This window comes from Ruminiclostridium cellobioparum DSM 1351 = ATCC 15832 (assembly GCF_000621505.1).
GTDB lineage: Bacteria > Bacillota > Clostridia > Acetivibrionales > DSM-1351 > Ruminiclostridium > Ruminiclostridium cellobioparum.
The window spans coordinates 22770-30042 of record NZ_JHYD01000057.1 but is presented as its reverse complement, the minus strand read 5'-3'; the positions used below and the strand labels follow the sequence as shown (position 1 = coordinate 30042).

Here is a 7273-nt window from a genome sequence, read left to right as displayed (position 1 = left end):
AAGTCGATGACCGTGCGGAAAATCGGGAAATCTAAACTCTTCACTCAAATGAACCAGCCGGGTGATGAGGGCTTATCATGTAAAGGTGCTTGGCATGTTAATAAGGAAAGTGCGGTGACCCTGTGAGATCTCCACCAAGCCGAAAGGGCAAACGCATATAAGAGTAATTCGAAGTTGCGGATGCGTGTGGAGAAGTCAGACAACCCCATAGTACGGGAGTAGTTGTTTGACCAAACAAACAATGAACGGAAGGGGTGTTGACCTTTGTAGACCAACTCAAGTACTTAGCGTAATGCAAACGGCAACGTTGCTGCGGCAGAAACGAACCGGAGGAACGCAAGAGAGGAGAAGGATAAGTGAATCAAGAACTAAAGCTAAAGTGGCATAGCATTTATGGGCAAATACTGTTCGACAGGAAACTAACGGCGGCATGGAAACAGGTAGAAGAAAACAAAGGTAGTGGTGGAATTGACAATGAAACCATTGAGAGCTTCAAAGCAGACGAAGAAAATAAAATCATGGACATTCTCAAGGAGTTAAAAGAGAGGACATACAAGCCCACACCTGTAAGGAGGGTATACATACCCAAGAAGAATGGAAAGAAAAGACCACTTGGGATACCAGTAATCAAGGACAGGATAGTACAGCAAAGCATAGTAAATGTGATAAGCCCACTGTGCGAAAAGCACATATTTCACAAATGGTCCTGCGGATATAGACCGAACTTTGGACCGGAGCGGGTACTGCAAATTATCCTATGGAATATAGAGATAGGGTACAACCATATCTACGACTGTGATATCAAGGGTTTCTTTGATAACATACCACATAAGAAACTAATGCAGGTGCTAAATAAGTATATAGCAGATGGAACAGTGCTAGACATAGTATGGCAGTGGCTCAAAGCCGGATACATGGAAGAAGGCAAATACTATGAAACTAATTCAGGAACGCCGCAGGGGGGAGTAATATCACCTCTGTTGGCAAATATATATCTGAACGAATTGGATTGGGAACTAGAAGATGAAGGGATACATTTTGTGAGGTATGCTGATGATTTTCTGTTATTTGCAAAGACTGAGGAAGAGATAAGGAGAGCCGGGCAAATTGCAAGAAAAGTTCTCGAGGAACTAGGGCTTGAAGTATCCATGGAGAAAACAAGATTCGTTGACTTTGACAAAGATGACTTTAAGTTTATCGGATATGACTTTGAACACTGGAGACAGCGAAAGAAGGATGGGAGCAGATATTTCATTGTAAAGCCAGCAGAAAACTCATTCGCTGATTTCAAGAAGAAAATTAAAGACGTAACCAGGAAAACACTAACGTTGAGTAAGGAAGCCTGGATGGAGAGAGTAAATCCAATAATACGAGGTAAAGTTAACTACTACCTGAACCTGTACAAAGCTGTGGAAGCCAATAAAAGATACGGGCAGGAAAGCCGTTGTTATCTTAAAGCATTCAGTAAGCAATTACATGCAATGGATTCATATATCCGGCAGAGACTACGAGTGGCAATGATACATCATCACCCTACCCAGAGAAAAGGGTGGGCAATGACGACAAAATGGAATATAGAATACTTCTGCCGTATAGGATTGATACCCTCAAACTGGCTATACTACAGCAAAATGTTTGGTTACACCCTAGAACAGTACATTGAGCGTCAGACAAAGAAAACAAGAACGAAAAGAGAAAAGCAAATAGCGAGACTAAAAGAAAAAGGCCAGAAATATTATACTCCTGACCGACTTGCAAAAATTGCTAACGCACAAAGATTTGCTTTAACTTGATGAATCAAAATCTACAATTGGTAAGCCGTATGCCTTAATAGGGCACGTACGGTTTGATAAGGGGGAAGCCAAGAAATTGGTTTCCCTACTTTCTTGACCCATTTAGTGTTTTATAAATAATATCTTATTTTGTACTGGTAACTATTACAAATAGATTGGTTTACATAAACTTGATAATATAGTAATGGGTTTTAATATCCAAAATATATTTTTGAGGTGAAATATGCGTAAAAAATTTCTGAACAGAATTATGAAATTAAATTTTGCAGTCCTTTTATCTGCGGGAATATTTGCAGGTTCCATACCTGTAAATGCGGCGGCAATCAAGGATATTTCGAAAGCTTCCTCCTATGCTAAGGAAGCCATACAATGGATGACAAACAATAATGTCATCACAGGAGACGAGTATGGCTGCTTTAATCCGGGGAAAAATATCAGCAGGGCTGAACTGGTCACAATAATAGTTAAGGCACTGAACATCGATATGACAAATCTTCCCGAAACTCCTACATACAGCGATGTGCCGGCAAAGCATTGGGCATTCCGGTATGTGGAAGCCGCCAGCAGAGCAGGAATAGTAAGCGGTATAGGAAATGGAAAGTTTGGAGCAAATGACATGAGCACCAGAGAACAGGTGACCGTGATGCTTCTGAACAATCTTTCCCTGTCGGGTGAAGCGGTGCTGGCCGGGCAGGGACTGGATGGATTGGCCAAATTTATTGACGCTGAAAACATGTCGGATTGGGCAAAAGGGTCTATCCAGTTTGCGGTGTCAAACAGCATTATGAGCGGAACCGGTTCAAATACCTTTTCTCCTGCCGGAAAGGCCACAAAGGAACAGATAGCAGTCATACTGTACAATTTCATGAAAAACAGCGAAAAAATCTATCAATCGGCAGAACAGCTCAGGAAACCCGTCATTAAATTTAACGGGGATATTTTAAAGCTGACCCAGGCTCCTGTTCTTGAAAACGGTCAAATGCTAGTTCCCGCAGAAGCATTTATTAAGATGGAAGCAAATGTTTCTGTTGACGAAGCAAGGAACAGTGTAGTAATCAAGAACGCAGCCGGCAATAAAAATATTTTTCTAAGCACCGGAAATAATACGGCATATGTAAATTATACAGGCAGCGGGAATCCGTTCAATGCTCCGGAAGCCGCCGGAAATGCCATTACTCTTGCAGCAGCTCCCAGACTATCGGGAAATGATGTTCTTGTACCGGGTAAAGCAGTTGCAGAAGCTATTGGAATGAGTGCGGAAATAAATATTAAGACCGGCCTGACTGTAATAAAGGACACTTCAGCTGTCAATAATCCATTATTATTCAAAGCTATGAAAAACATGCTTGATTTTAAAGGCGAATACAGGACCAGCATGGATATGTCACTTATAGATACTATATTAAAGGAAAAACTGGTCGGTTTGACATATTCAATGGAAGGGGCAAATAACGGTCCAAACTCTACATCCAATACAAAAATTACCACAGCAGATCCTGAATACGGTGAAGAAAGCGAGGAGTATCAGGTTATTAAAATTGGGCAGCAGCTGTACTCCAAAGATATGGATACCGGGGTCTGGAGCCAGATAACTGAAGAAGAAGCTATTGAACAGGGTATACCTTATTATGATTCCGAAGCCGATAAGGCAGAAACACAAAAATTCCTGAGCTCTTACGGAAAGTTGAATATTACTCATGCCGGCAAGGCTGTTGTATATGGAGAAGAAGTTGCAAGATATCAAATAAAGGCGGGAAAAGAGATACTAAGTGATTTAATACCCTCGGATTTGCTTGGAGGAGCCATATCCATCGAGGACATTTACAATAAGGGCTTCGACATAAAGATGGAGATATTTGTAAATGATAAGGGCCAGCTTGTAAAGCAGGTGATGAAGCTGACTGCCGGAATGGAACAGGATGGATTCAGTATGGAGCTCAATATGACAGCTTTATCCGAATTCAGCAAAATAGGTACTGAAATTGAAATTGTAAGCCCGCTTTAAGTAAAGAATGAGAGGCTGTTGCCAGTTTGAAAAACTGGCAACAGCCTCTCATTCTTTTGTTTTAAATTTCCCTACTGCGGATTTGAGGGATTTGAAATATTTTCAAGCGTGTCAGCAACCTGGGTATAATATTTTGCATCCACGGCTACATCGCCCAGTGCTACTATCCCAACCAGATTGTTGTTTTCTACTACAGGTACCCTTCTTATCTGGCTGGTTGCCATTTGCTGGGCGACATCATGCATATCCATTTCCGGAGTGACACATGCCACACCTGTGGTCATTATTTCGGTAACCGGAGTCTGCTGAGGATTCTTTCCGTTTGCAACTGTTCTGACAACTATATCTCTATCGGTAATAATACCGACAACACCGCTCTGATCACAAACAGGTATTGATCCTACGTTATGCTGCTGCATGAGCTTGGCTGTTTCAGCTACATTTGCCGCCGGATTTACTGAAGCAACATTTTTTGTCATTATGTCTCTAACCTTCATATAATCACCCTTTCTATTAGAATTCATGATTATATTTCCCTAACGGAATAAAAAAAACACGGAAGGTTTCACCATTTATTTTCGGTGATATAGTGCTCTGCGGAATAGGAAGCTGTGGCTCCGTCGGCTGCAGCAGTTATTACCTGTCTTAGGAATTTATCACGTATATCTCCTGCTGCATAAACTCCGGGAATACTTGTCTGCATTTTATCATCGGTTATAATATAGCCTTCACTGCTTTGCCGGATTTTTCCATTTACCAGTGAAATATTGGGATTCAAGCCTATTGCAACAAACAGACCGTCGACATTCAGGGAGGTGTTTTCTCCGGTTATGAGATTTCGCACCATTAAGCCCTCAACTCCATACTGTCCGATTATTTCTTCGACAACCGAATTCCATATGAATTCAATTTTTGTGTTGCAGCAAATTTCATCCTGCAGGATTTTTGAAGCTTTCATCTGATCACGTCTATGGATTATATATATTTTAGGACAGAATCTGGCGAGATAGAGGGCGTCTTCGGCAGCAGTATCACCGCCGCCGACCACAGCAACGGTTTTGCCCTTATAAAACGCTCCGTCGCAGACAGCGCAATAGGACACTCCGGCACCTCTGAAAGCTTCCTCTCTGTCAAGCCCCAGCATTTTGGGATATGCCCCCATGCATAAAATCACGGCTTTGCACTCGTAGGTGTTCTTCTTTGTTTTAACCACTTTAATTTTTGAATCCAGATCCAGTTCAATCACTTCATCATTAAGTACCACAGTCCCGAATTTTCTGGCCTGCTTTTCCATTCTCAGAGCCAGATCGGAGCCTCCGATGGGTTCCTCAAAACCGGGGTAGTTCTCCATCACATCGGTAGTAGCCATTTGACCGCCTGTGAACATTTTTTCTATCACCAGGGTATCAAATTTTGCCCTCGAACTGTACAAGGCCGCAGCATATCCTGCAGGACCGCCCCCGATAATTATAACGTCATACATAAAATCCCTCCAATTTCAGTAAAAACATACTGGCGTGCTGAAACAGCCCTTTTACTGAACAAATTTACTGAACTAATACCTATAATTAATATACCCTAAATTATCTTATCAAATATTTTTTTATTAAATTGTTGAATTTGTTATTCAATTAACACAAATATATTTTATTTTTCATATACTTCAATAGGAATAATTTGCATCCAGGTGGCATTATGATTTGTCCAAACCTGTTGAATCCAAAGATACCGGGACCTCAACAGCCTGCAAACCCCACGGATTATGAAAGAAGCATAATGTCATATTATGCTTTGTACAGAGCCTGCCATACCGAAGATTATGATTATATTTACAAAGCGTTTTCTCCGCCGCAGCCCATAACAAGTATTGCCCGTCCGGGCCAGTTTAAGGGAAAACGCATAGGAATTATCGGAGGAGGTCTTGCAGGGCTGTCCTCAGCTTTTGAACTTCGAAAGCTGGGCTATGATATAGAAATATTTGAAGCTAACAGGGAAAGAATCGGAGGAAGGGTATATACATACTATTTTGATGCCGAAAAAAAATACTATGCTGAGTTTGGTCCCATGAGAATTCCTGTGAATCATGAAACGGTGTGGTACTATATAAATCTTTTCGGACTTGAAACTATTCCGTGGATTCAAACCGACCCCAATACATTTATATATTTACACCAGACAAGGGTGAGAAATGACCCGATGGGTGAAAATGTAATGAAATACATTTACCCAACCTATGACATGGCGGGATGGGAGGCTGAAACACCCTGGCAGGCTCTGGGCTATTACGGTATTGAAGCACCTGTACTGCAGGCTCCGCCCAGGGTGAGAAGTGAGATAATCCGGGTGCTGCCCGAATACAGCCGGCAATTGCTCTTCTGGGACAGTCTTAGTGTCAGGCAGATGTTCCAGTGGAGAAAACTCAGCCAGGGTGCCATAAACCTGCTGTCAAATTTATTCCCAATAGGAGGGGAGTTCTTATATAACAATTATGTGGACTTTGTTCAGGAGTATTATCCGGTTAATTTCTGGTACATGTATCAGATAGCCGGGGGGATGGTTAAGCTCCCGCAGGCCTTTTACGATTCCTTTAGAAGTACGAATCCCCAAAAATATTACCAGGATATTCCGGTATCCCAGCTTGGAAATGTAAATTACAGGCCCGGACATTCGGTAAAGGGTATATTTTATAATGAGGATAATACTGTTTCTATTTCGTATACGAATAATAAATCCGACAGCATACAATATGCGAGTTTCGATAATATAGTCTGCGCGGTTCCATTTTCAGTACTGCGGACATTTGAGATAAAGCCCATGTTCAGCAGTATAAAAATGCAGGCAATCAAAGAGGTCAATTACGGAAATGCCCAAAAAACAGCCATATATTGCAACCGCAGATTCTGGGAGGAACAGGGGATAACGGGAGGAGGTTCCTATACAGATCTTCCGGTAACGACAATCTGGTACAGCTCTCATTACGCAAAGGCACAAAGCCCATATGAACCGGGAGTTATACTGGGGTCCTACAATTTTAATCTGGATGCAGTCAGACTCGGAAATATGACAGAAGAAGAGCGCATAATAAAAATCAAACGGGATGTGGAAGAGGTGCACGGTCTGCCGGTGGGCATGCTTGATTCCATAGTTGCAGCTTATAAAACTCAAAACTGGAATTCGGACCCTCTGTTCAGAGGAGCATTTTGCTACTTTACTCCCGAACAGAAAAAGCTATTCTCATGGCCTATGACACTTCCTGAATACAATGGCAGGGTATTTTTTGCAGGAGAGCATATATCGGCCTTGCACAGGTGGCAGCAGGGTGCGCTTCATAGCGGAATGGAAGCAGCCAATGCCCTTGCCTGCTCCCAGACGATGAAATGTAGTACCATGTAATCCCGGTTGTAAAACAGTTAAAAGCCATTATCCAATATTAGGCATTCAAATGGGGAGGATAAAATGGTATAATAAATTAATT

The 7273-nt window shown here is 41.9% G+C and carries 5 protein-coding genes; 3 read left to right on the top strand and 2 right to left on the bottom strand.

Features of this window, described 5'->3' with window-relative positions; all coding sequences use genetic code 11:
• Positions 1 to 356: 356 nt before the first annotated feature.
• Both ltrA and T344_RS0118310 read left to right on the top strand, forming a co-directional pair.
• On the top strand, positions 357 to 1793 hold the full coding sequence (gene ltrA, locus T344_RS0118315; protein ID WP_027629911.1) for a group II intron reverse transcriptase/maturase: 1437 nt from the start codon (positions 357 to 359) through the stop codon (positions 1791 to 1793).
• Between the two features lie 223 nt (positions 1794 to 2016).
• Positions 2017 to 3798: an S-layer homology domain-containing protein gene (locus T344_RS0118310; RefSeq protein WP_027629910.1), complete on the top strand. Its 1782-nt coding sequence runs from the start codon at positions 2017 to 2019 to the stop codon at positions 3796 to 3798.
• Between the two features lie 71 nt (positions 3799 to 3869).
• Here the strand turns inward: T344_RS0118310 and T344_RS0118305 are convergent, their stop codons facing one another.
• A complete protein-coding gene (locus T344_RS0118305; protein WP_004624304.1) occupies positions 3870 to 4295 on the bottom strand; it encodes a CBS domain-containing protein in 426 nt (141 codons plus the stop codon).
• 68 nt (positions 4296 to 4363) lie between these two features.
• A complete protein-coding gene (trxB, locus tag T344_RS0118300) occupies positions 4364 to 5281 on the bottom strand; it encodes a thioredoxin-disulfide reductase (protein WP_027629909.1) in 918 nt (305 codons plus the stop codon).
• Positions 5282 to 5493: 212 nt separating this feature from the next.
• Here trxB and T344_RS0118295 point away from each other — a divergent pair, with 212 nt between their 5' ends.
• Entirely contained in the window at positions 5494 to 7191 is a 1698-nt protein-coding gene (locus T344_RS0118295) for a flavin monoamine oxidase family protein (protein WP_027629908.1), read from the top strand.
• The last annotated feature ends 82 nt before the right edge of the window (positions 7192 to 7273 follow it).

Excerpts from the sequence above, each read along its gene's own strand:
- T344_RS0118305 (WP_004624304.1), bottom strand. The coding sequence starts at position 4,295 with ATGAAGGTTAGAGACATAATGACAAAAAATGTTGCTTCAGTAAATCCG.
- trxB (WP_027629909.1), bottom strand. The coding sequence starts at position 5,281 with ATGTATGACGTTATAATTATCGGGGGCGGTCCTGCAGGATATGCTGCG.
- T344_RS0118310 (WP_027629910.1), top strand. The coding sequence starts at position 2,017 with ATGCGTAAAAAATTTCTGAACAGAATTATGAAATTAAATTTTGCAGTC.
- T344_RS0118295 (WP_027629908.1), top strand. The coding sequence starts at position 5,494 with ATGATTTGTCCAAACCTGTTGAATCCAAAGATACCGGGACCTCAACAG.